At 37.2% G+C, this 22,837-nt stretch carries 21 protein-coding genes and 1 pseudogene; 7 read left to right on the top strand and 15 right to left on the bottom strand.

The annotated features are described in order from the left end of the window. Nucleotides 1-132: 132 nt before the first annotated feature. On the top strand, nt 133-1,437 hold the full coding sequence (locus K1720_RS00725) for a TrpB-like pyridoxal phosphate-dependent enzyme (protein WP_251950424.1): 1,305 nt from the start codon (nt 133-135) through the stop codon (nt 1,435-1,437). 7 nt (nt 1,438-1,444) lie between these two features. On the opposite strand, the pseudogene K1720_RS00720 reads toward K1720_RS00725, so the two are convergent. Continuing rightward, nucleotides 1,445-1,582 (bottom strand): annotated as a pseudogene (locus tag K1720_RS00720) (EVE domain-containing protein); the annotation flags it as partial. A gap of 114 nt (nt 1,583-1,696) precedes the next feature. Here K1720_RS00720 and K1720_RS00715 point away from each other — a divergent pair. Together K1720_RS00715 and K1720_RS00710 are read left to right on the top strand one after the other, a co-directional pair. Continuing rightward, complete coding sequence (locus K1720_RS00715) at nt 1,697-2,146, top strand: plasmid mobilization protein (protein ID WP_251949310.1); 450 nt, start codon at nt 1,697-1,699, stop codon at nt 2,144-2,146. A gap of 194 nt (nt 2,147-2,340) precedes the next feature. Next, nucleotides 2,341-3,357, top strand: a complete 1,017-nt coding sequence (locus K1720_RS00710) for a DNA adenine methylase (protein ID WP_251949309.1) — start codon at nt 2,341-2,343, stop codon at nt 3,355-3,357. Between the two features lie 15 nt (nt 3,358-3,372). Here the strand turns inward: K1720_RS00710 and K1720_RS00705 are convergent, their stop codons facing one another. The 7 genes from K1720_RS00705 to K1720_RS00675 form a co-directional block, all read right to left on the bottom strand. Beyond that, complete coding sequence (locus tag K1720_RS00705; RefSeq protein WP_251949308.1) at nt 3,373-4,278, bottom strand: DpnII family type II restriction endonuclease; 906 nt, start codon at nt 4,276-4,278, stop codon at nt 3,373-3,375. Between the two features lie 5 nt (nt 4,279-4,283). Beyond that, nucleotides 4,284-5,534 (bottom strand): hypothetical protein, encoded by a 1,251-nt coding sequence (locus K1720_RS00700; RefSeq protein WP_251949307.1) that lies wholly within the window; start codon nt 5,532-5,534, stop codon nt 4,284-4,286. Between the two features lie 130 nt (nt 5,535-5,664). Further along, nucleotides 5,665-10,467, bottom strand: a complete 4,803-nt coding sequence (locus K1720_RS00695) for a DEAD/DEAH box helicase (RefSeq protein ID WP_251949306.1) — start codon at nt 10,465-10,467, stop codon at nt 5,665-5,667. A gap of 107 nt (nt 10,468-10,574) precedes the next feature. Continuing rightward, nucleotides 10,575-11,567 carry a TRM11 family SAM-dependent methyltransferase gene (locus tag K1720_RS00690; protein ID WP_251949305.1) on the bottom strand — a complete coding sequence of 331 codons (993 nt, stop codon included), beginning with the start codon at nt 11,565-11,567 and terminating at the stop codon, nt 10,575-10,577. A gap of 46 nt (nt 11,568-11,613) precedes the next feature. Next, nucleotides 11,614-12,075 (bottom strand): hypothetical protein, encoded by a 462-nt coding sequence (locus K1720_RS00685; protein ID WP_251949304.1) that lies wholly within the window; start codon nt 12,073-12,075, stop codon nt 11,614-11,616. A gap of 37 nt (nt 12,076-12,112) precedes the next feature. Further along, a complete protein-coding gene (locus K1720_RS00680; RefSeq protein ID WP_251949303.1) occupies nt 12,113-12,550 on the bottom strand; it encodes an EVE domain-containing protein in 438 nt (145 codons plus the stop codon). Between the two features lie 172 nt (nt 12,551-12,722). After that, nucleotides 12,723-13,370, bottom strand: coding sequence for an MBL fold metallo-hydrolase (locus K1720_RS00675; protein ID WP_251949302.1), 648 nt, complete (start codon nt 13,368-13,370; stop codon nt 12,723-12,725). Between the two features lie 134 nt (nt 13,371-13,504). Here K1720_RS00675 and phr point away from each other — a divergent pair, with 134 nt between their 5' ends. Beyond that, nucleotides 13,505-14,110: a heat shock transcription regulator gene (gene phr, locus K1720_RS00670; protein ID WP_251949301.1), complete on the top strand. Its 606-nt coding sequence runs from the start codon at nt 13,505-13,507 to the stop codon at nt 14,108-14,110. On the opposite strand, the gene K1720_RS00665 is transcribed toward phr, so the two are convergent. Beyond that, nucleotides 14,107-14,310: a 30S ribosomal protein S17e gene (locus K1720_RS00665; RefSeq protein ID WP_251949300.1), complete on the bottom strand. Its 204-nt coding sequence runs from the start codon at nt 14,308-14,310 to the stop codon at nt 14,107-14,109. The genes phr and K1720_RS00665 overlap by 4 nt on opposite strands. Before the next feature lie 103 nt (nt 14,311-14,413). On the opposite strand from K1720_RS00665, the gene K1720_RS00660 reads away from it, so the two are divergent. From K1720_RS00660 to K1720_RS00650, 3 genes are all read left to right on the top strand, one after another. Beyond that, on the top strand, nt 14,414-14,839 hold the full coding sequence (locus tag K1720_RS00660) for a DUF371 domain-containing protein (protein ID WP_251949299.1): 426 nt from the start codon (nt 14,414-14,416) through the stop codon (nt 14,837-14,839). A 41-nt stretch (nt 14,840-14,880) separates the two neighbouring features. After that, a complete protein-coding gene (locus tag K1720_RS00655; RefSeq protein WP_251949298.1) occupies nt 14,881-16,221 on the top strand; it encodes a glycerate kinase type-2 family protein in 1,341 nt (446 codons plus the stop codon). A gap of 230 nt (nt 16,222-16,451) precedes the next feature. Continuing rightward, the gene (locus K1720_RS00650; protein ID WP_251949297.1) at nt 16,452-16,787 is read left to right on the top strand and encodes a hypothetical protein; all 336 of its coding nucleotides are present in this window, start codon (nt 16,452-16,454) and stop codon (nt 16,785-16,787) included. Here K1720_RS00650 and K1720_RS00645 read toward each other — a convergent pair. From K1720_RS00645 to lysX, 6 genes are all read right to left on the bottom strand, one after another. Beyond that, nucleotides 16,784-18,058: an ATP-binding protein gene (locus tag K1720_RS00645; protein WP_251949296.1), complete on the bottom strand. Its 1,275-nt coding sequence runs from the start codon at nt 18,056-18,058 to the stop codon at nt 16,784-16,786. The genes K1720_RS00650 and K1720_RS00645 overlap by 4 nt on opposite strands. A 148-nt stretch (nt 18,059-18,206) precedes the next feature. Further along, nucleotides 18,207-19,202: a [LysW]-lysine hydrolase gene (locus tag K1720_RS00640; protein ID WP_251949295.1), complete on the bottom strand. Its 996-nt coding sequence runs from the start codon at nt 19,200-19,202 to the stop codon at nt 18,207-18,209. Then, entirely contained in the window at nt 19,195-20,277 is a 1,083-nt protein-coding gene (locus K1720_RS00635; RefSeq protein WP_251950422.1) for an acetylornithine/succinylornithine family transaminase, read from the bottom strand. Before K1720_RS00635 ends, K1720_RS00640 begins: the two co-directional genes overlap by 8 nt. A gap of 5 nt (nt 20,278-20,282) precedes the next feature. Then, complete coding sequence (locus tag K1720_RS00630) at nt 20,283-21,005, bottom strand: [LysW]-aminoadipate/[LysW]-glutamate kinase (RefSeq protein ID WP_251949294.1); 723 nt, start codon at nt 21,003-21,005, stop codon at nt 20,283-20,285. A gap of 9 nt (nt 21,006-21,014) precedes the next feature. After that, on the bottom strand, nt 21,015-22,007 hold the full coding sequence (argC, locus tag K1720_RS00625; RefSeq protein WP_251949293.1) for an N-acetyl-gamma-glutamyl-phosphate reductase: 993 nt from the start codon (nt 22,005-22,007) through the stop codon (nt 21,015-21,017). Then, complete coding sequence (gene lysX, locus K1720_RS00620; RefSeq protein ID WP_251949292.1) at nt 22,004-22,825, bottom strand: lysine biosynthesis protein LysX; 822 nt, start codon at nt 22,823-22,825, stop codon at nt 22,004-22,006. The genes argC and lysX overlap by 4 nt, the downstream gene beginning before the upstream one ends. Nucleotides 22,826-22,837 lie beyond the last annotated feature (12 nt).

Raw genomic sequence — 22,837 nt, 5'->3', positions numbered from 1 at the left:
CGGGCCCGCGGGCTGAACTGAAACCGGCAACGGGAGTAAGTGATGGGCCCGCAAACCTCTCCGCCACTGGCGAGGGGTTAATTCGTTGGAACCCTCGTTGTTCACGGCGGGGAGGAGGTCAGGGATGGAAAAATACCTAGGGTTTGGTACAACATCCTACCAGACCTCCCGGAGGCTTTGGCGCCTCCCTTAGATCCGGAGACAGAGGAACCAATAAAACCTGAAAAGCTCTTGAGAATTTTCGCGGGAGAACTTGTGAAGCAAGAGATGAGCAAGGAACGTTATGTTGAGATTCCAGGGGAAATTAGGGAGCTCTATGCAAAGATAGGTCGACCCACACCGTTGTTCAGGGCCACAAACCTTGAGAAAAAGTTAGGCACCCCGGCAAGGATATACTTCAAATACGAGGGTGCAACGACAACGGGAAGTCACAAGATAAACACGGCCCTAGCACAGGCGTATTACGCTAAGAAACAGGGTATTGAAAGGCTAGTAACGGAAACTGGAGCAGGCCAGTGGGGAACGGCCCTTTCGCTTGCTGGAGCCCTGCTTGGCTTAAAGGTTCGTGTTTATATGGCAAGGGCCAGTTTTCAGCAGAAGCCATATAGGAGAGTCTTAATGAATGTCTATGGAGCGGAGGTCTACCCCAGCCCAAGTAATAGGACTGAGGTAGGTAAAAGGTTTCTAAAGGAGGACCCAAATCATCCCGGTGGCTTGGGGATAGCAATAAGTGAGGCCATTGAAGATGTTTTGAGGAATGAAAGTGCACGCTATTCCCTTGGCAGTGTGTTGAACCACGTCCTTATGCACCAGACTGTCATAGGCCTTGAGGCTAAGGAACAGATGAAGGAGTTTGAGGAGCCGGACGTTATAATTGGATGCGTTGGTGGAGGAAGCAACTTTGCAGGTTTAGCTTATCCATTTGTCAAAGATGTTCTAGATGGTAAAGCAGAATATGAGTTTATAGCGGTTGAACCAAAAGCCGCTCCGAGCATGACATCGGGAATTTACACATATGACTACGGAGATTCAGGAAAACTAACTCCAAAAATGAAAATGCACACTCTAGGTCATACATACTATGTCCCACCCATTCACGCTGGAGGCTTGAGGTATCACGGCCTAGCCCCCACACTCAGCGTGCTCCTTAACCATGGCATCGTTAAACCTGTAGCTTATCACCAAACAGAAGTTTTTGAAGCCGCTCTAACATTTGCAAGGAGCGAAGGAATAGTACCGGCCCCTGAGAGTGCACACGCAATAAAGGCCGCAATAGATTTAGCTCTTCAGGCAAAGGAGAAGGGAGAAGAGAGGGTTATACTATTCAATCTAAGCGGCCATGGTCTCCTTGATCTTAAGGGGTATGATGACTTCTTGGAGGGAAAACTGCAGGATTACGAACCTGAAGAGATTCCGGCGTTGAATGGGATGATATGATCTTCTTTTATTCTTTTATGAGACTTTCAATTAGTTTGTAATCGTCTTCTGGAATTTCTCTCATAGCTTTGCCCATTAAGTGGCCGCTCCACTTCTTTTTGTTTGTGATGAAGTTTAGTTTTGGAATTAAGGGTTTAAATTTCATTTACTCGCCTATGCTCCTTGGAAATCTACAGAGTAATAAAAATCATAGTGCAACATAATTTATTTAAATGGTGAAACATTAAAATCAATTAAGAACAGACTAGGTGAAGAAAAAATGTTTGAGAGTATTCTCAAAAAGTTGAATGAAGTGAATGCTCCAGTAATTGGGAAATCTAAAGTCCCTGCAGCTGGTATAAAGGCATTTGAAGCAATTCTCAAGTATAAAGGGTTTAAAGAATGGAATGAAGCAGTTAAAATAGCACTTTCTGAATTTTTGAGGTATAATAATGGAAATGAAGAAACACTTCAAGAGTTTAAGGAGATACTTGAGAGAGAATTTTCAGGATTTACTAGAGCAAGGATTATTAAAACTAAAGCTAAAGCCCTAAAGGCGCTCTGGGAGGCAGAGGCTAAAGCCCTCTTTGGTCCAGTAAAGAGAACTAAATGGATATCAATTAGAGTAACTGAAGAAGAGTATAACCGAGTTCTTGAAGAAGCTACTAAAGAAGGTCTTGACATTTCAAATTATATCAGAAAAAAGCTTGGGCTTAGCTATGGGGTTTGATCTCCCGTTTAGTACTTCTTATTCCAACTTCTCCCTTTGGATATGCAATTATAACGAGGCATTAAGCGTATGCCCACAACAAATTGTCTAAAATACCATTTTTACTCACTATGTGCAAAAAATTAGTTTTTGTGTTGCACATTATCTTCACATAATGTTGCACCAAAAAGCTTAAATAATATTGTTGCACACAAATGTATAATAACTTTATTAAGCTAAAGAGAATTGAATATGGAGAGGATGATAAAATGGCCGAACCTGTGTTAAAATGGGCTGGAGGAAAAAGACAGATATTGCCTCAAATAGTAGCACTAATGCCAAAAGATTTCAAAGAGAGAACATTCCATGAACCATTTTTTGGAGGAGGAGCAGTTACTTTTTGGCTAGAGCCAAAAAGAGGAACAATCAATGACATTAATCTTAAACTAATAAACTTCTATCTTGTGGTTAGAGATTATGTTGAAGAACTAATACAAGATGCAAAGCAGCATAAAAATGAAAAAGAGTATTACTATAAGGCTAGGGAAGAGTTTAATAAGATAATCAGAGAAGGTTTCAGACCTCCACACATAAGGCTTGCAAGCTTACTTCTGTATTTAAATAAGACAGGATATAATGGCCTCTATAGAGAAAATAGAAAAGGAGAATTCAACGTTCCTTTTGGTAGATATAAAAATCCAACAATAGTAGATGAAGAGAGACTTAGAAAAGTCAGTGAAGTTCTGAAGAGACTTGAAATTTACAATGAAGACTTTACATATATCCTAACTGTTGCTCGGCCAGGGGATCTAGTATACTTCGATCCCCCGTATCATCCAATTTCCAAAACAGCTAACTTCACTAGCTACTCAAAAGATGACTTCACTCAAAAAGATCAAGAAAGGTTAAGAGATGTGTGTATTGAATTACATGAAATGGGAGTTTACTTTATCCTGAGTAACTCTCATGCTCAGCCAGTTAGGGAGCTATATGAAGGAATCAAAGAATTTGAGGTTATTACTGTTTATGCTAACAGAGCCATAAACTCAAAAGCAGATAAAAGAGGAAAAATAGCAGAAATATTAGTCACCAATGTGCCAAAAGAGCTTAGAGTTGGTATCTCAAAAGCAATTGAATTAACAAAAAATGGAAACGGAACAAAAATGATGTCAATGACTAAAAGAGAAATTAAAAAACAAATAACTATAGCAGAGTTTCTTGTAAAGGTGTAGTTTCATCTCCTCTTTTTAAATTTCCCAGTTAATGGAGTTGAAATATTGAATAAGCTTCTGAAGTTGGAAATAATTAACAACCCACTCAATTTCTTTCATTCCTCTCATTAATGGCTCCCTCATCTTTTTCCACGCTGGTCCGTCTGTAACCCACACAAAGGCAATTCCTTTTTCTTTGGCTGCCTTATTTAGAGTAATATAACTCCCAACAATCTCTATCGGTTTACTTCCTGTAACATTGTAGAAATTGACTTCTATAGCCATAATAGGAGTTTCTTCTTTATACAATACGAAGTCATGCCTTTTAGCTTTCTCCTTTTTAGTTCTTCCAATAGTCTCATAGAGAGAAAACCTTCTATCCTGAGGAATGACTCTTACATATTCAGGCAAATTTTTCTCAAGGAATCTTTTTACCATTTTTTCAAAAAGTGTGCCACTTCTCCCTTTCCTAGCGTTTGTATCAATCCCAACCTCAACCCCAAATAGGTAATCTCTCAAATTTTGAACACTAATCAAGACATCCAATAGTCCCGTTTTTTCACAAAATTCAACTATTTGATTAATTTCGCTCTCTGTTAAAAAGTGCGACTTAAAATTAAATTCTACAAATTGCATTTTATCTGGGTCATAAATACTTAATAATCCTTTATCAGTTCTTTCAGCGATTAGAGCGGGGATAAGAGGCAGTATTGTTGGATGCTCTTGTAGCAATAATTTTAATCGCTCTTTAGCTTTTTTAGGTTTCAATTCGTACAATTGTTTTAACAGAGCCAGCTCTTTTTCATATTTCAAAACGACATTCTTCACTTTTTCCCAATCAACAAAATATTCATAAGTCTTGTTTGTTGAGAGTAAAGTATCAATAAAGTTCTCAAAATATTCTTCAAATGTTTTATACCTTAATTCCAAATACTTAACCATATCCTCTACCTCCTTGTATGTTGTAGAATAATATCTCTGTACTTCCTCAACACATACTCACGAATTCTTACTATTGAAGAAGCTCTAACTAAAAGGTTCCACACTCCCTTCCCGTATTTTTTTCTATATTTCTCCTCAAATTGTCTCTTATATCCTAACAATTCTACAATGCTAGCATTACCTTTTTTCTGTTGAATTTCATTATACTCCTCTAACATGCTAAATAACTCTTGAAGCTTTTTCAATAGGAAAATATTATCTTCATGCCCTTTTTCGAAAAATATTCTTCTAAACATATGTGCCAAAAAACCTGGATTTATGGCTCTTACTGATAAATGAGTCCCATTTTCTTCAATATTAAAGAATGGATAGAACTTTGAAGAGATAAGATCTATCCATGCTCCATGTAGATATATAGAAGCCGATCTCTTAGACAAGACTCGCCTTATACGCTCTACGTTTGCTCTATTAAAGTTAATTCTCCATATTAATTTGCCAATTTCTTGGGATTCCATATACATTACCGATAATCCCAATAGAATATCAATTGGATAAAGGGGCATGATATTTTCAACAATATTTATCATCTTGTTATTCCCGCTAGTATTAACATCAAGAAATGAAAAAGCATAGACAATATAATATTCCCCACTACCCTCAATCTCAGATAAAATGAATTCTCTAGATGGATGATCAACAAAATGTAATGGGATATTCAAAATATGAATATTACCAGTAGGAAAAAACTCTAAAGCTGTTGCTTTTATTTCATAAAGGGTCATAGGTAATGGCAAAAATACTTGCCTTTTTTTAATATTTTTTAGGGCTTCTTTCTCAATATATACTGGGAAGACATTTAGAGAAACTTTTGTTGAAAATATCCGAGTATGTGTCTCAGTAGATAACAAAGCCCACCTATTTGGGGATATTAATTTATTTCCAAGAATGATAGACGGGGTAATCCTCAGACTAAAATTAACTAAGTAGTAAAAACACTGGTATAAATCTCTAAGCTTTTTCTCAAAAACATAAGACTGTATATTACCCCACGTAACAGCTCTATTTTCCTTGTTGAAATTATACAATTTAGCTTGGAAAATTAGCTCTTTGGCACTCCTCAACCCAGAATACGCAGAAAACTCAGAAAGGATCTTTTTATTAAGCTCATTACTAGAAACATCCAAGAATATCATGTAATCAATTTCTGGAAGATATACTGGGTAGGAATATAATACATTATGTACTTCTACAGGCATCCTTTTTCTTGCCTTAATGATATGTGTACTAATTTTTCTAAATAAAGTATAATAACGAATAAAGGGGTTTATTAAGTAAATGTTACTATTAATTTTGCTCGTTTCCAATGTGATTAAAGTTTCCATATTATCAACCCTCTAATAAAATCTCGATTGTAATATTCTCTTTCTTTTCAAACAAACTAGATGTATTCAAGTTTACCGAACCAGAAAGTCTCACCACTGTGTTATTCTGTCTTAGCGTGTAAATTTTGGAGTGAAAATCCTCCTGAATTGTTATATCAACTTTATCTGAAATATCTGGAGGTATAAATTTAAATGTGTCAGACCTTGTAACAAGATTTATTTTAACTCCCTTTTCTAAGGCCTCTCGGAGTATATCAATACCACTCTTGTCAACAAATGGAACCTTAATCTCTACTTCCTTGGAATTCAGTAGAAGTTTCCTGAAATACTCACCAAACCCTTTAATATCTAACAGTGAAAATGACCCTGACCTTAAAACCTTTAAAAACCTCAAATATAGCTGTTTAGACAAGGTAAACTCTTGTACAAATGGTTCATTACACCCTCTTTCAAATATCAAACATGCATTACAACCATCATAACATAAATGTGGAACTCCTAAGCTCCCTTGAACCAATGATAAATATGGTCTTTTCTCAGAATTAGTTATTCCTCTGATAGAGTTTAGCAGTAAATATCTATACATAGAGTATCCCAGAAATTCTACCGGAATTATATCTGAAATTCTCTGATTAAGTGCCTCAATATCCTCTTTTAATTCTTGGATCATTTTCTTTTTAGTTGATAAATCCCTGAGATTCTTAGAATACTCTTTTTGAATCTTAACTCTTTGAGAGTTTACATTTTTCTCATGTTTATCAAAAAATAGCATTTCCTTGGTTATAAATTCATTAAGGATATTTATCCATCCTTTTTGAATGTCTTTTTCAAAAGTCTCTACTATTCCCAACCCATCACTCTTAGCATTTTCAATGATGAAAATCCTACCTTTTTTCACATCTAACTGATACAACAACTTGGACATTTCAACTCCATATCTAGAACTCAAAAATACAAGGAATCTATGGGCGAAAGTATGTAACAATATCTTGATAGTAAAGTGTACCAATTCTTGATCTGATATATTGGTCTTAAATTCTCCAAATTTCTCAAGATCATTTACAGTTATATTCCAAAGTGGCATACGAAGCATGTAATCATGCATGAATTTCTTAAATAAAATTAATTCCTTGATTAACCCATCCGCCAATAAGAATCTAGAAATAAGTTCGAGTAATGTGATGTTAAATTCAATCAATATCATTGAAGTTATAGCATGATATCCGATTTTTTGAATGTCAAATTCTCTAATTCTGTAATCAGAAACAAAAGACACTGGGACTGGAAATGAAACAGAGTCATAATAGAATACCAATGGATTATTCTCAATTTTGTGGTATTGAATAACCTTAAACCGCATAAATAATGGAGAAATATCTTCCTCAGGCAATACTTCCTTGGGGATTTCCACTTTTTTCTGTACATAGATACGTGGGAAAATATTTCTAAAAGTATTCCAGAATTGTTTTTCATCACATTTCTTTTTCTTAAACACTGGACATTCCCTTCTAATTAGTTCTGGACACACAATATCCCAGGGATCAGTAGATATTGCATATCCTAAGTCACAATACGAAATATAGTTTAACATTATCCCAGGATAAGGAAGGCTTTTGCTTTTTTCTTTAAGTTCCTCTAGTTTCTCAAGTGTAGCTCTGAGGGTTATATCATAATTTTTCCATTGTCTCCCAAATTGCTTAAGTTTTTTAACATTGTTACCTAGCTGATAAACTCCTCTCCCAGCAAATATTTTAGCATTAGTAATTGAGTTGGAACCATACTTTATGAACAATGGACGATTATCCTTACAAATAATTTTCAAGATAAGTGGAGAATTTTCTAAAAGGTCCAACAAAACTATCCTTTGAGGGGTAACAAAATCGGAGTACTTAGTAGAAATACCATCATAAATACCTTCATTTCGTAATATGTTCTCAATTGTCTGACAATCTGGAGCATATATTCTGTAAAATTTGGGACGTACAAACCATACATATCTTCCTCCGACATAGCTTGTTAGTTTAGACTGATCAGGTTCATCATACGGATAACTCCTAACTTCAAAAGGAGGAACTCTAGCTATAATGGAAGTTAAATATTCTATTACATCATCTCTGTTAGAATTTTGATAATTAAGTCTAACTTTTTCTTCTATAAAATCAATCCCTAAAAACTTAAACCCCATCAGTTCTTCAATGACATTAATTATGTGAACATACCCACGTCTATCTTTTGCAGAATTAAGCCTATCCAGAAAGTCACAGGCAATAGTTAATAAAGGGGGTATCCTATCTTCCGACATTGAGACAATGTCACCCAATCCAAGTAAGAATTTATTTAATTGAATAATTCTCTCTCTAATCTCTTCTAGATCTCTTACCAGTTCCGAAGAAATCAAAACTCTAACCAGATAACCCTCCATTTCTGATAGCTTCTGATCCAAGTACAACAAGTGAGAATGTACCCCCTTGATGTCTTTTGGCAATTTTTGTTTAAGATATAATTTAATATCAGTTATTATCCTCTCTAAAATTTTCCTGTCAATAGAAATTGATCTGCTGGTCTCTTCCACAGTTTTCAAGAGATTATTTATTTCAATTTTTATTTCTTCAAATTCAGAAAACAAGTATTCTATCCTAGTTCTTTCTTTATACTTATCACATTTAGAACCAATATCGGGTTGTTTAATTAAGTCGAGGAGCTTAGTAACTCTAGCTTCCAATTTCTCGGGGAATTCTGGAAATCCCAATCGTTTTTGAATCTCACTCTTATTGGCAAGATAGTACATCCATAGATCTTCTATTGCTGAAACTAGAGAATCCTCATCCCCCACCCTAATTTTGTTTTTCATCCCACGTCTACTTAAATCAAATGCCGAGTAAAGTAATGCCGAAAACAATATAACAAAATGATTATTATAAGAGACCGGAATCTTAGGAGCTTTACTAATATCCAACAACTCCTCTAAACCTGTGTACAAATAATAATATTCTAATGGATTATTACGAATAATCACTATACCTACGGCAGTATTTAATGTATCCTTACTGTTTCTTCCAGCTCTCCCCATTCTTTGAATTATACTTTCTTTAGAAAGAGGTATCCCAGCATTAACTACAATAGATACAGAACTATAATTCACTCCCAACTCAAGAGTATTAGTAGCATAAATAACATCAATGTCTTTACGTTTCAATCTTTCTTCAATTTCGTATCTATCTGCCCTACTCGAATAATGATGCTCAATCTTCTTTTCCAACTCTTTGATTATCTTTTCTAAACTATTTTGATCATCCACTATATTAGGATTATATATCCAATAGACAAACGAGTCTTCTGGATTGGAATGCATTTCCTTGTTTAAATGGGGGAGAATACGGTCATCAGCAAGAGTTATAGCTTGGATAGTCTGAGATTTAAGCCTATCAATTTCTTTTATAGAATCAATGAAAGTAATTGTTTGTAATTTGGACTTTTTAGCATATTCATAGAGCCTATTCAATATAGCAAGATATAATGCCAACTCATATGTATAAGTTCCCCAGTGAATTCCTGGAGAGATCCCGAGTAAAAGATATAGCTCATACTTATAGAAATCAATCCCATGAATAGACTCACTATAAACAGCTTTTGCAAATTTTATATATGGATACCCTGTAATCTCTTCAACAAAATCTTTTATTTTCGGAATTGTAGCGGAAGATAATATTAACTTTGCCCGAGGAGAAATTAATGACATAATAGAGCGAATAAAGTATCTAAGAATCCCTGCTCCAATACCTCTATATGTATGTACTTCATCAAATACAAAATATTTAATCTTATCAGAAAGATATCCCTTCCAATATCTTCTATCCACTAGTTTATACTGATAAGCCCAAATATTAGTAATTAGGATATCAGGAGGATTCTCCCGGATAGAATCCTTGTCAATAAGAATCCAATCAACTCTTTTTCCATTTATCTCAACAAATGCTTCAGAGGTCGTTTTTTTAATTTTAAGTTGTTCTCCAGTTATAGGGTCCCTAATTCCTCTAAATAATTCCCCCTCTTCTATCTTATCTAATCGTTTTGTGTTGCCATCATCAATAGCTATAGTTATTTTCCCAATAGAATCCGGAAGGATTTCATTAAGGTGATACAGAACAGATATCATCTCACTCATTTGATCTGATTCAAGTGTCTTCCTCGGATAAAATAGAACGGCCTTTGGCCCAGGAATATTATCTTTTTTTGCCTTTAATGCCTCAACCAATATTGGAACAAAATAAACAAATGTTTTTCCAAAACCTGTGGGTGCTGAGACAACTACTGGAGAGTTACTACTCGTAAGAATTGTTCGAATAGAATCAAACTGATATTTTGACAATCCTCGAATGTTCCCCTTAACCAGACTATCTATCAAAATCCTTACTAATTCCTCATCATGAATAATGCTCAAAAGAAGTGTAAAAAATGTCTTATACCTTGGATGCTCAGAATTCGTTAAGTCTAAATAGTCTCTCCGTAAAACAGGTACTTTTCGGCGTAATAGTTGATATTCCAAAATACGCTTATTCCCAAAATAACTTGATCTAACATCAACACTCCTAACTGCAATATCCATATGAATAGTTCTATACTTGTTCTTTCCTAACTTAATAAGAAATCCTCTCGACAAAAGTTCTAAGATAACTTCATCTGGATACCTTTTCAAATCCGCCTCCTCAAGAAATGTATCATTTAGATGTTTAGTGGACTCATATTTATTATATTCAATCTCCAATAATGCATGATAAATCTCTCTTAATTCCCCAGTACCTGTCATTGAGTATCCCCACTATATTTCTTTATTGAACGAAACGTTAAATATCTTACGTCTTATTAAACTATTTAATTATCAATTCTAGTAATTACTAAAACATAAATTAATTACTAACCCATCCACCATTTTATACTTTCTTTAAATTTTCTAACGTTTTCTCCTTTTCCTGGCTTTCTAAATATAAACAAGTGCTCATGAGCGATTAAATGGAAATCCCGATGCCATTTTTTCCAAGGAATTGTACCAATCATATTGTGTTGCAACTTTATAATGTCTTCTTTCAATATAAAACCCACTTCCAAAAATGCTTCCATAACTCTAAAAGCAATAGGCACATAATGCCTGTGCCTTCTTGTATCTCCCATAAGTATGGCAGCATGCCTGCCAGGTTTTAGAACCCTATAAAACTCACTAGCGACTTTTTGCATTTCATCAACAAATTCATCGACTGAGACAACTTTAGAAAGATCCCCTTTAACTTCTAATTTAGCTTTTTTACTGTAACTAATAATATTGGCATAAGGTGGATGGGTAGCTATCAAATCTATACTTTCATCATCTATTTTATCGAGATTTCTGGCATCCCCATGATAAAGTTTTATTGTAGGTTCGATCCACTCTTTTTCTTCTTTTTCTTCTTTTCCGTGAAGAAATGCACTTAAATCTGCTTTCTTCTCTAATTGGGGAGTATATGTGAAATTAAGTCTATCCCATGCTACCATTAGAGCTTCATAATTAATGTCAATTCCGATTCCATGTCTTCCTAAAAGCTTACATTCTATCAACGTTGTGCCACTTCCTAAAAATGCATCTAACACTACTTCTTTAGGCTTTGTATATTTTAAGATCAAATTCCTTGGCACTTGAGGGGCCCAATTCCCCCTGTATTTAGCATTAGCATAATGAGTGGCCCATTTTCCTCGGTCAGGAAAACTCCACACAGTGGAACTTTCCAACTCGAACTTAGAGGGTTGGAAGGTATTTATATGAAGGGATTTTCCAATTGTAATTTTTCTGTTCTCAATAATCACATGATCATGTGTTTTTACATATTCCAGATATTCGTCAAATGGAACTTCTCGCATTGGGACATATCTGTCCATAACTTCTCACCGAATTTATTGCTATTCTAAAGCTTTAAAAATTATTCTATATTCTAAGTCCAGTTTTTTTCATTGCATTTACTGGATGTATGCCATTCAAAACATCTTGGAACATCTGATATGGTTGTTGTCTCCCTTTATATCCTTCAGAACGTGGATAATTAATGTCTTCTTGCTCAAAAATCAACCATAATGTGTAGAGAATATACTCTATTGGGTAACCAGGTGCATTGTTAATCTGTTTAATATCATCAGGATTCATATCAGTTAGAACCTTCTCAGGAGATTCTCCACTATAAACTTTTTTAATTGCATTAAATAATTTCTTGGCAATCTCTTTATTATAACAAAGTTTTCCGTAGAAATCGATCACAAAATGGGCGTGTTTGGGGGTAAAAAGACGCTTATTTCCCCGAAATTTTGCTTGTATTATAAAATCATTTGGGCTCTTCTTTCCGTTTTTTGTAGAAATTTTAAAATCATTTATTTCAATTTCTGCTGCTATCACATACCTACCTCCAGTATAATTTAAAAGAAATAGGAAATTAAAGGAGTTTCTCAATTAATTTATAATCTTCTTCTGGGATCTCACGCATGGCTTTTCCGAATAAGTGTGTTGACCATTTCTTTTTGTTCTTGATAAAACTTAATTTTGGAATTAAAGGCTTAAATTCGATTTCGCCGGACTTAATGAGTTTAAGTTTAATTCTCCAGGGATATGTTTCATTACTATTTTTTGGAGCTTTAAACACTTTTTTAGAGTCCTTGAATGGTTCACTGACAACCTCGTAAATAGCAACAATCTTTGGCTCTAGAGTGTTTCCCTCCTGGTCTTTTTCTTGCTTGATATAGATGATCACTTTATCCTTAGGTTTAACTTTTAGGAGCGTATTTTTGTGTCTCTTCTCTGGAACACCCCAGATATTATTGTTCTTTATTATTTTCCAATTTTCTCTATTTGTTATACAAAGCCAATACGGCATTATTGATCACCAATGATCTCTATCTCAAAGTAGTATTAAAATATTTCTCTTTACTTTATCATATTAGATCGATTTATTTCTCTGGGAATAAATTAGAAAGATTAACAAAACTTAGACAATAATTAGTGGATTTTTATATTTTCTTTTCATAGAGTTTAAGTAAAACTCAAAATTAATCACTCTTTAAAAACCTTTCCACTAACTCCCTCAACTTCTCCTTCCCCTCATTTAAGACAGGATTTCCATGACTCGGCAGCAAATGGTTGAAATCAATCTCCAAAAGCTCCTTTATAGCTTCCCTGTTCTTCATTGGGTCAATGGAATAATGATGTGGAACCTCGTAAAGCTCCCCCTTTTGCTCCACAACTAAGTCACCGACAAATAGGGCCTTTGTCTCTAGATCAAGCAAACAAATGCTTCCAGGAGTGTGGCCGGGAGAGTGAATAACTTTAAGCCCTTTAATTTCATCCCCATCTTCTAGAGAAATCTCGACATCAACAGGCTCTGAAACTGGTGTGTAGCCTTTTTTGAAAACTTTCTCCCCATTTATGTATGGGATCTCCTCCTTATGAGCGGCAACCTTTGCTCCCGTGGCTTCTTTAAGGACTTTCAGTGCCCCTATATGGTCATAATGAGCGTGAGTGGCTATAATAATCTCCACTTCCTCCGGAATTCGGCCAAGGCTGTCTATGTATTTTATTATTTTCTCATACTCTTCTGGCAGGCCGGTGTCTATTATTATGAGCTTGTTATCTCTCACTATGAGATAGACGTTTGCAAACGTGTTATCCACAAGGTGAATGTCTCCTATAACTTTCATAATGAAATCACCATTTTTGCTATTGGACTTCATTCTTAAAGTGGTTTTTGGTCATAATGCACCAAAAGATTTAAGTATGAATTTTATTCACATTAAGTTAGATAAGAGTCACGATCATCTTGAGGTGGGAAAGAATGGAGGAGCATGGGAGATTGCTCGATGTCCTCGGAAACGAGACTAGGCGAAGGATATTATTACTGCTAACTAAAAGACCTTATTTCGTGAGTGAGCTTTCCAAAGAGCTGAGAGTTGGTCAAAAAGCTGTTTTAGAACATCTGCGGATTCTTGAGGGGGCTGGTTTAATAGAGGGAAGAGTAGAGAAAATCCCGAGAGGAAGGCCAAGAAAATACTATCAGATCAAACGCGGCATCAGACTTGAGGTACTTTTAACCCCGTACTCCTTTGGAACTGAGATGTATGAGCCAAAGATTCCAAGGGTCACTAAAGAGTACGAGGAGGTAAAGCAGCTCATTAAGTCTAGGGAGCCCATAGAGATAAAGATGAAGGAACTTGCAGACTTTCTAAATGAGATTGAGGGGAGGATAGAAGAGTACATGAGAATTAAAAGCGAGCTTGAGGAAGTCAGAATGCTTGCCGAAACTTATATGCGGAATCTCATGCTAAGAGTTGCCAGAGAAAGCGAGAACCACTTTGATGAGCTCTTACGAGAATTTGAGGGTATACTCCCCAGAGAAATAATTGAAGATCTAAAAAGGATAAAGAAAGAGTTCCGTGTTTAAAGGATCTTTCCTTCTTCTTTAAGCCTTACAAGCCTTGTAACGTATCCTGCTATCCTGTTTCTTATGGTTTTGCTTGTGATATTTGTGAGCTCTTCAACCTTTTTCTTGTTGTGCTCGAAATCTCTTGTGAATTCATTTGGATATCTGTTAAAGAGTTCTCTCCCAGTTCTCTTAATGAAACGTTGCTTAATGTTTCCCATTCCTCATCCCTCCGATAATCTTGAATTACCACTCCCAACTCAAGTGAGGCTGTTTTAAACTTTTCCCAACCAAATTTATAAAGCTTCCCTTTAAGGATTATACATGCTTAGGGAGAGGATTATCTGCTATGGCCATGAGAATGTGAGGGCTACTCATCGCTCGACACTAGAAATAACCAAAGAAGACTACCTGACTCCCAAGGGCGATTGTATAATATGTATAAGGGCCAATAAAGGGTTGAATGAGTTGAGTGATGAATTAAAGGAAGCTCTGAAGAGGGGAAAGAAAGTTAAAATCCGAATAATTGTTGATGGGCTTGTTGATGAACTTGAGGCTTTTGGGGATGAGAGACTGAATTTTGAGAGCGAAGTTTCAATGGTAATAAGAAAGAGCACCTACATCGATGGTAGGACCCTAGCAATTAGGGCAAACAAAGCGGCGAAGGATATAAAGCGAGATATCGTGGAAAAGCTGAAAAACCCAGAGCAAAAAGTTATAATTGAGTTGATAGTGGATGATGAGCTTTAACTTTTATAATATCCTAAGGACAATTAGTTCTGGTGAGTCTTATGGTAAATCGGGAGGAGCTTTTATCCTACGGTGATGTTAAAGCTAAAGCGATTGCCTTGACCCTCATGAAAGATGCTATAAGAAGTGCGGACCCTTATGAGGCTGTTAGAAGAGTGCTGAAATTTGAGAATGAGAGAATTATTGTCAAAGGAGAGGTGTTTCAAATAAAAGGTAAAATCTATGTTTTGGCCTTTGGAAAAGCGGCCTGTGCAATGGCCAAAGCAATTGAAGATGTTCTTGGTGATAAAATAACCGAAGGAATTGCCATCACGAAATACGGCTATGCTTTGCCAATGAGCAAAATTAAGGTTATCGAAGCAGGGCATCCGATTCCTGATGAGAACTCCATGAGAGGAGCCCAGCTTGGGATTGAGCTTGCGAAGAAAGTTGAAGAGGATGATATTCTTCTTGTTCTAATATCTGGTGGTGGAAGTGCCCTTTTTATGCTTCCAGAGGAGGGAATAAGTCTCGAAGATAAAATGAAAACCAATGAGCTCCTCCTTAAAAGCGGCGCTAAAATCTATGAAATAAACACCGTAAGAAAGCATATTTCTAAGGTTAAGGGTGGCAAATTGGCCAAACTCGTTAAAGGCACTCTGATAAGTTTAATTCTATCTGATGTTGTTGGCGATCCACTTGAGGCAATAGCCTCTGGCCCAACGGTCAAAGATCCAACAACTTTCCAAGATGCTTATAGAATATTAAATCTCTACAACGTTTGGGATAAACTTCCAGAAAGCGTGAAAAGGCACATAGAGCTAGGAATAAGAGGGGAGAAGGAGGAAACGCTTAAGGAAGACTTGCCCAATGTGCACAACTTTTTGATAGCGAGCAATGCCCTGGCATGTGAAACTGCAAAGAAAAAAGCTGAGGAGATGGGAATTAGTGCTCACATCTTAACAACCACACTTGAAGGAGAGGCCAGAGAGGTTGCCATAGTTTTTGGTTCAATAATTGAGGAAATTTATCATAGAGGAAGGCCTTTTGTGAGGCCTTGTGTCCTAATAGCCGGAGGGGAAACAACGGTAACTATTGAGGGTGAGTCAGGCCTTGGAGGACCAAATCAGGAGTTCGCTTTAAGTATAGCTAGAAAGATTTCTGGACTTAGGGGTGTAGCAGTTTTGGCAATGGATACAGATGGAACGGATGGGCCTACAGATGCAGCGGGAGGATTAGTGGACTCTTACACACTGGAGACTTTGAAGGAGAGAGGCATTGATGCGGAAGAGTTTCTTAAGGCCCACAATGCATACGAAGCATTGAAAGAAGCTAAAGCTTTGCTATTAACAGGCCCAACCAGAACGAATGTGAATTCGATAATTATTGCTGTTATTCTCTAATTTTATATTGGCGATACGCTGACCTCCTCCCCGCCCTGAAGGGCGAGGGCTCCTCTCGGGAGTCATAACCCTCACCCTTCAAGGCTTTCATTGGTTTGCGGGCCCATCACCTATTCCTCTTGCGAGTTTCGGTTCAGCCCGCGGGCCGGGTCTTCGGCCCGTTACCCCTACCAGCCCGAGCTGGCTCGGGGTTATCGCCCCAAAGGCCACTCCTTAAAGTTTTAAACCACTTGAAGGCGGTTTTAAGGGGACGCCTAACGGCGTCTTCCCCCATGCAGGGGGACACGAGTGAAACCCTCACTAAAGGTTGCCCTTGGAGTGGCCTCTTCGAGAGCTTATTACGTTGTAAGAGTTTAAAAAGGTTTCTACTTGAGGATCGAATTTTAGAATTCCTGCATCCCCGCCCTAAAGAACGAGGCTTTCACGAGGTAAAGGATGGTTTTTTGGTAGAAAATTACAAAAAGGAATACGGAAAGGATTTTGAGTTTATGATGATTGGCAGGGATGCTAAAAACGTGAATGATGCTATAGAGAACTTGTTAAATCTCTTCAAAAATAAAGCTTAAGGCTGAAGCAACCACTTCCAGAGAGGCATTATTTTGACTCCCTCTTTCGTGGTATCTTCCTGATCCCATGTTATGAGTAGCAACTCCTTGCACTTCAACTCTTTTGAAGCCTTCAGCAGAGATGCAACTTCTCTCTCAAAGTTTTCTTTGTTCAGTTCATACGTAACTTGTATTAACTGTGTAACTTTGTTTTTGTTCTTAACGACGAAGTCTACCTCTCCTTTAGCGTCTTTCCAGTAATAAATCTCATCGTCTGAGAATTTGTAGCTTCTCCTTCTCAAAAGTTCCAAAAAAACAAGGTTTTCCATCAATCTACCAATGTTTTCGCTGAATTTAAACGAAACAGTATTTATCAACCCAGTATCAACGGCATAGACCTTTCTTGGAGATAACATCTGGCTTTTTAGTTTAAACGAGAATCTTCTAACTTGGAAAATTAAATATGCTCTCTCCAAGTATTCAACATAGTTTTTCACCGTATGCACGTCCTTGATGTTGATTAAATTCTTCAATTTGCCGTAAGTTATCTCTTTAGAAAAGTTTGAGACGAGATATTTGGCTAATTCCCTCAGAGCTTGAATATCCCTTATTTTATATCTAAACAGTACATCCTTTTCCACTATATCCCTGTATATGGTCTGAAGATAGATCCTACCAAATTTCAAGGCTTCCGGAAAACCACCGACTTTGATGTATTCTTCCAGCGCTTTCTTGACCTTAGCAGTCTCTTTTGTGGAGTACATCCAGTTTTTTTCCAACTTTATTCCTCTGAATTCCAAAAATTCTTTAAAGCTAAAGGGATAAAGTTCAAAGCTCACATATCTACCTGTTAGGACTGTTGAAAGCTCGCCAGAGAGGAGATTTGAACTGCTTCCAGTGATTATAACTCTCTTTGAAGTCCTCACCCTTGAGAGGAATCTCTCCCAACCTTGCACGCTTTGTATCTCATCAAACACGAAATAATCTAGGTCCCCGTAGAGCTCATGGAATGCCTGTACAAGCTTTTCAAAATCCTCTGGTGAAAAGCCGAGCAATCTTTCATCAAAGAAGTTTATATATCCAAATCTTTTGCCCCTCATCAAAAGCCAGCTTAACACGGATTTTCCAGATCTTCTAACTCCAAGAATTGCCAGAATATTTGGATATTGAAGGAACTTTAGCAGTCTTTTCTCATCCACTTCTCTTTCAATAAGTCTTTCTCTGTTTAAGAATTCATCCATTTCTTCCCGCTGTGTTATGATAATCCTTTTCAGTTCTTCAACACTAAGCATGTGATTATTATTCACAAACTCTTATAAAAATCTTGTGGTTTACAACCACATATCTGCCCTCAAGTTCACCAATGAACTCTCAGTATTCTCTTGCTCATAAAAAATAAATATTCTTAACGACCTTTGTAAAGCTAATTAGGTGTTTATATCACTCTTTGGGGGGTTGTAAGATTTTAATTTCCTCCAAAGCCGTTTTTAACACTTTTATCGCTTTCAAGTATTCTTCTAGGTTTAACCGTTCATGGGGAGTATGATCCAATTTGGAATCGCCGGGGCCATATGCTACAGCATCAACCTTAAACTTAGGAGCTAGGATGTTCATATCTGCAGTTCCGCTCTTCTTTTTAAGCCTTGGCTTTATGCCATTCTCTCTTATGGCTCTAACAAAGGTCCTAACCAATGGACTTTTTACGGAGACTTCGTAGGCAGGGACAAAATCTAAGATTTCTCCTTTAATCGGTGGTTGATAATCAATCGGTGTTCTAATATTGACTATCATTTCTCCATAAAAGTCAAAATCTCTCTCATAGGCCTCAAACCTTAAAATCCTCCCATTTGGCTTATCAAAGCCTTCGTTGAAATCCTTGCTTATTTCAAACCACTTTTCAATTAGCTTTTCTGCAGCACCTTTTGAACTTAGACTTCCATGGAATTTCTCAACTTTTTCTATAAACTTCATCGTCAAGCTTCCTTTATAACCGATTGTAACTCCATCAAAGCCGCTTGGCTCTCCAATTATTATAAAATTCGGCTGTGGAATACTCAAATTTTTAGCACCCTTTGAGAATCCTTCCTCATCCACAAGGGATGCAAATATTAGATTTGCCTTGCTCTCAATGAATGCGAAGAAAAAAGTTGCCAAGGGCCCTTTAGCATCAACACTACCCCTTCCCCATAGATAGTTATTTTCAATCTTAACTGGAATTACCCCTTCAACCGTGTCCATATGGCCTGCTAAGAGAATTCTATTTCCCTTACCCTTTTTCTCAGCTATGACATTACCCACTTCATCAATATATGCATCGACTCCAAAGCTCTCGAAACTCTCAACTAAGAACTTGGCAACCTCCTCTTCCTGGCCGCTAGGGCTGTAAATACTAACTAGCTCCTTTAAAAACTCGATTTTTTCCTCTTCACTAACCATTAAGAACACCTTCAATGGTTTCCTTGACCCAAAGCATCTGTTCTTTTGTGATTATTAATGGAGGTAAAAGCCTGATTACTTTATTTCCAGCCGTGTTTACCAGTAATCCTCTCTCTTGAAGCTTTTCTACGTATTTCCCAGCGTTCTCCTTCAAAAGAATCCCAAGCATCAGCCCTTTTCCTCTAGTCATTATTACTTTGTCACCTTCTATACTTATGCTCTTTTCCTCAGCTTTTTCTATGAGTTTTTCTCTTCTTAAGATCTTTAATGTTGTTTCCATGGCCTTGCAGGCAAGAGGGTTTCCTCCAAAGGTTGAACCATGTTTTCCTCTTGGGACATCAAAGTTGGTTAGTGTTAATCCAATTGGAATTCCATTTGCTAGTCCTTTTCCCATTGTAACTATGTCGGGCTGGATTTTGTAGTGCTCTATTGCTAGGAATTTCCCACTTCTAAAAGCACTTTGAACCTCATCAACTATTAACAGGGCTCCGTTATCTTGAGTTAAATCTCTTAAAGTTTTGATGAACTCCGCTTTTGCTGGAATTATCCCGCCTTCTCCTTGAATCGGCTCAACTATCACAGCGGCAGTCTCTTTAGTTATGGCATCTTTTGCAGCCTCGACGTTGTTGAATGGAATGTGTTTAAATCCAGGAACTAACGGTTCAAAACCTTCCCTATATTTTTTCTTCCAAGTTGCGCTTAGGGAACCAAAGGTCCTCCCATGAAAGGCTTTTGTCATCGCTATTATCTCTTTTTTGCCGGTATAAAGGCGGGCAAATTTTAAAGCTGCTTCAACGGCCTCAGTCCCAGAATTTCCAAAATATGCATATTCAAAGCTTAGGAATCTGGAAAGCTCCTCTAGAGCTTCGTCCTTCTCTTCGTGGTGAAACATAGGGCCAGCAACTACAAGCTTTTTCATTTGCTCGTTTATTGCACTCGCTAACTCTTCATTTGAATGTCCCAATATGGCTACGCCAATTCCAGCTATCGCATCTAGATATTTGTTTCCATTTTCATCCCAAACATAGACCCCTTCTCCTTTAACGAGCTTTAGTCTTTTCTTGTAAAGGCTCATTTCTCTCATTCAATCACCGTCCTGCCATTTAGGCCTTGAATGGTGACCTTTTTGACACCACCTTCAAGTGCAGTCCTTGCCATTAGCAGTTTCCTCTTCATACCTCCCTCGGCAAAGGGAAGAAACTCTTCAAGTTCCTCAGCCCTTATCCTGTCTACAACCTCTCCATTGACTAAAAAAGCAGTGTCCGATAGGAAAGTTAATTCATCAGCTTCTAGGCTTAGAGCTATCTCTTTTGCGAGTTTATCTCCATCAACATTTAGGGGTTCAAAGGTTTCACTCATCGCTATTGGTGCTATAACGGGGATTCCAAGATTCATTAACTCGATTAGAGTGCTAGTATCGATATTCTCGATTTTTCCAGAGTAATCATCCCTGATCACAACCTTTTTACCATCTATTACGGCCTTGATTATTCTTTTTCTCTTGGCTTTTACAATCCCAAAGTCGAGACCGCTCAAGCCTACGGCATTGATCCCCCTACTTTGAAGATGGGTCACGATATCCTTGTTGGCTTTCATTACAGCCATTAAATAAACTTCCAGAACTTCCTTTGGGGTGTATCTAAACTCCACTCCAGATGGGCTTGTTAGTTTCTTAATCTCAATTCCAAGCCTTTCACATAGGGCATCAACATAATCCGAGCCACCATGAACGATTAAATCTGCTTTAAGTTCAAATTCTTCGAGTTTATTTAAAACGCTTCCTCCGATTTTAAGGATATTCATCTTTCCCACCTAAACGGGATAAACCGGTAAATAGTTTAAGCCGAGAGTTTCATCTAATCCAAAAGCTATATTCATGTTTTGCACCGCTTGTCCAGCACCACCTTTAATCAAATTGTCTAGTGCTGAAAAGAGAACCACCCTTTGATTTCTCTCATCGTAAGTGAAGCCAATATCAGCGAAGTTGCTCCCTATCACATATTTTGGATCAGGTAACCTCTGCATTCCTCCTTTTTCCTTAACTATCCTTACAAATGGCTCTTTTAAATAGCGGAAATATTTTTTATAAAGCTCTTTTTCATTGATCTCCATCTTAAAGTAGATCGTTGCTAGAAGCCCCCTTATTAGATCAACGGAATGTACTGTAAACTGGGCATTAACTTTGGTTTCTTGTCTTACTTCTGCTTCGTGCCTATGGTGAGATGGTTTGTAAATCCTAACAACGTTACTCCTTTCAGGATGAATGCTTGCTACGTTTTCCCTTCTTCCTCCGGCGCTTGAACTAACCTTTAAATCCACTATGGCCTCACTAATTTCTCCTTTAAATGGATACAACGCTAAAATTACGGCTGTTGCATTGCAACCAGGATTTGCGATAAGTTCTGCTCTTCTGATTTCCTCTCTATGAATTTCTGGCAAACCATAAACGAACTCATCTATAAGCTCTGGTTTTAAATGCTCTCCATAATACTCTTTGTAGAGATTTAAGCTTACTCTAAAATCTGCGCTTAGGTCAATTATCTTAGCACTCTCCACATAATCGTCTATTATTTTCATTGAAGTTCCGTGTGGAACGGCTAAAAATACCACATCTGCATCAAAGTTGTAGTTATTGGTAAACCTAAGGTCTAGTCCTCTTAAATTTGGATGAACTTTGTGGATTTTCTTCCCATTGTGGTGTCTTGAGGTTACTGCACTTATCTCAACTTCTGGGTGCATGGCCAAAAGTCTAACTAGTTCTCCTCCAATGTAACCACTTGCACCGATAACAGCTGCTTTTATCATTTCTTAGCCACCTCAACGGCATATTCAACGATTTTTTTAGCTACATCAACACCGGTAACTCTCACCACGTTTTTGAACTCCATGGCAGGATTGACTTCATTAACGAGCAATCCTCTATCGCTCTCAAATATGTCTATTGCCAATGCCCCCTCTCCAAAAGCTTCCCATGCTTTGATTGAGATCTCTTTAACTTCTTCATCTTCACATGGAATAGCTTTTCCTCCTCTTGCAGTGTTAGTTACCCAATGGTCAGAATACCTGTAAATAGCGGTTACGAATTCTCCTCCGATAACATGGCTCCTGATGTCTCTACCAGGTTTTTCAACGTATTCTTGGATGTAATAAACTTTGTAAAGGGGATTTCCCATCCATTGTCGATGTTCGACAATTCCTTCAGCTGCATCTAAATCGTTTATTTTGCTAACCATCCTTCCCCAGCTTCCAAAGACAGGTTTTATGACCACAGGATATCCAATTCTCTCCATTGCTTGTATTGCACTTTCTTTATCAAATGCGGCAGCCCATCTTGGCACTTGGACTTTTTCGCTAAGTTTTAGTGTTGCAAAGAGTTTATCGCCGGCTTCAAGAATTATATTGAATGGATTAACCGTTGGGATTCCATGACTTTCAAAAAGCTTTGCCATGTACAGAGCTTTGAAGTGGCTAACGTTTCTTATTATCACGACGTCTAGGTCAAAGTTCTCTGGGAATATCGTTTCTCTATCGTGAAGCATAAAGACTTCTCCATATTCTTTTGCTCTATCTCTAAGCATTATTTCCTCTTTGCGCATTATTGTGTATGTTATGCCTATTTTCATTGTTTGGCCTCC

It is taken from the genome of Thermococcus argininiproducens (assembly GCF_023746595.1).
GTDB classification, from domain to species: Archaea; Methanobacteriota_B; Thermococci; order Thermococcales; family Thermococcaceae; genus Thermococcus_A; species Thermococcus_A argininiproducens.
Note: the sequence above shows the minus strand (reverse complement) of the source record. Positions and strands in the feature narration are given on the sequence as shown.

Coding starts and splice junctions, on each gene's coding strand:
- K1720_RS00715 (WP_251949310.1), top strand. CDS start 1,697: ATGTTTGAGAGTATTCTCAAAAAGTTGAATGAAGTGAATGCTCCAGTA.
- K1720_RS00710 (WP_251949309.1), top strand. CDS start 2,341: ATGTATAATAACTTTATTAAGCTAAAGAGAATTGAATATGGAGAGGAT.
- K1720_RS00705 (WP_251949308.1), bottom strand. CDS start 4,278: ATGGTTAAGTATTTGGAATTAAGGTATAAAACATTTGAAGAATATTTT.
- K1720_RS00700 (WP_251949307.1), bottom strand. CDS start 5,534: ATGCCTGTAGAAGTACATAATGTATTATATTCCTACCCAGTATATCTT.
- K1720_RS00695 (WP_251949306.1), bottom strand. CDS start 10,467: ATGACAGGTACTGGGGAATTAAGAGAGATTTATCATGCATTATTGGAG.
- K1720_RS00690 (WP_251949305.1), bottom strand. CDS start 11,567: ATGGACAGATATGTCCCAATGCGAGAAGTTCCATTTGACGAATATCTG.
- K1720_RS00680 (WP_251949303.1), bottom strand. CDS start 12,550: ATGCCGTATTGGCTTTGTATAACAAATAGAGAAAATTGGAAAATAATA.
- K1720_RS00675 (WP_251949302.1), bottom strand. CDS start 13,370: ATGAAAGTTATAGGAGACATTCACCTTGTGGATAACACGTTTGCAAAC.
- phr (WP_251949301.1), top strand. CDS start 13,505: ATGGAGGAGCATGGGAGATTGCTCGATGTCCTCGGAAACGAGACTAGG.
- K1720_RS00665 (WP_251949300.1), bottom strand. CDS start 14,310: ATGGGAAACATTAAGCAACGTTTCATTAAGAGAACTGGGAGAGAACTC.
- K1720_RS00660 (WP_251949299.1), top strand. CDS start 14,414: ATGCTTAGGGAGAGGATTATCTGCTATGGCCATGAGAATGTGAGGGCT.
- K1720_RS00655 (WP_251949298.1), top strand. CDS start 14,881: ATGGTAAATCGGGAGGAGCTTTTATCCTACGGTGATGTTAAAGCTAAA.
- K1720_RS00645 (WP_251949296.1), bottom strand. CDS start 18,058: ATGCTTAGTGTTGAAGAACTGAAAAGGATTATCATAACACAGCGGGAA.
- K1720_RS00640 (WP_251949295.1), bottom strand. CDS start 19,202: ATGGTTAGTGAAGAGGAAAAAATCGAGTTTTTAAAGGAGCTAGTTAGT.
- K1720_RS00635 (WP_251950422.1), bottom strand. CDS start 20,277: ATGAGCCTTTACAAGAAAAGACTAAAGCTCGTTAAAGGAGAAGGGGTC.
- K1720_RS00630 (WP_251949294.1), bottom strand. CDS start 21,005: ATGAATATCCTTAAAATCGGAGGAAGCGTTTTAAATAAACTCGAAGAA.
- argC (WP_251949293.1), bottom strand. CDS start 22,007: ATGATAAAAGCAGCTGTTATCGGTGCAAGTGGTTACATTGGAGGAGAA.
- lysX (WP_251949292.1), bottom strand. CDS start 22,825: ATGAAAATAGGCATAACATACACAATAATGCGCAAAGAGGAAATAATG.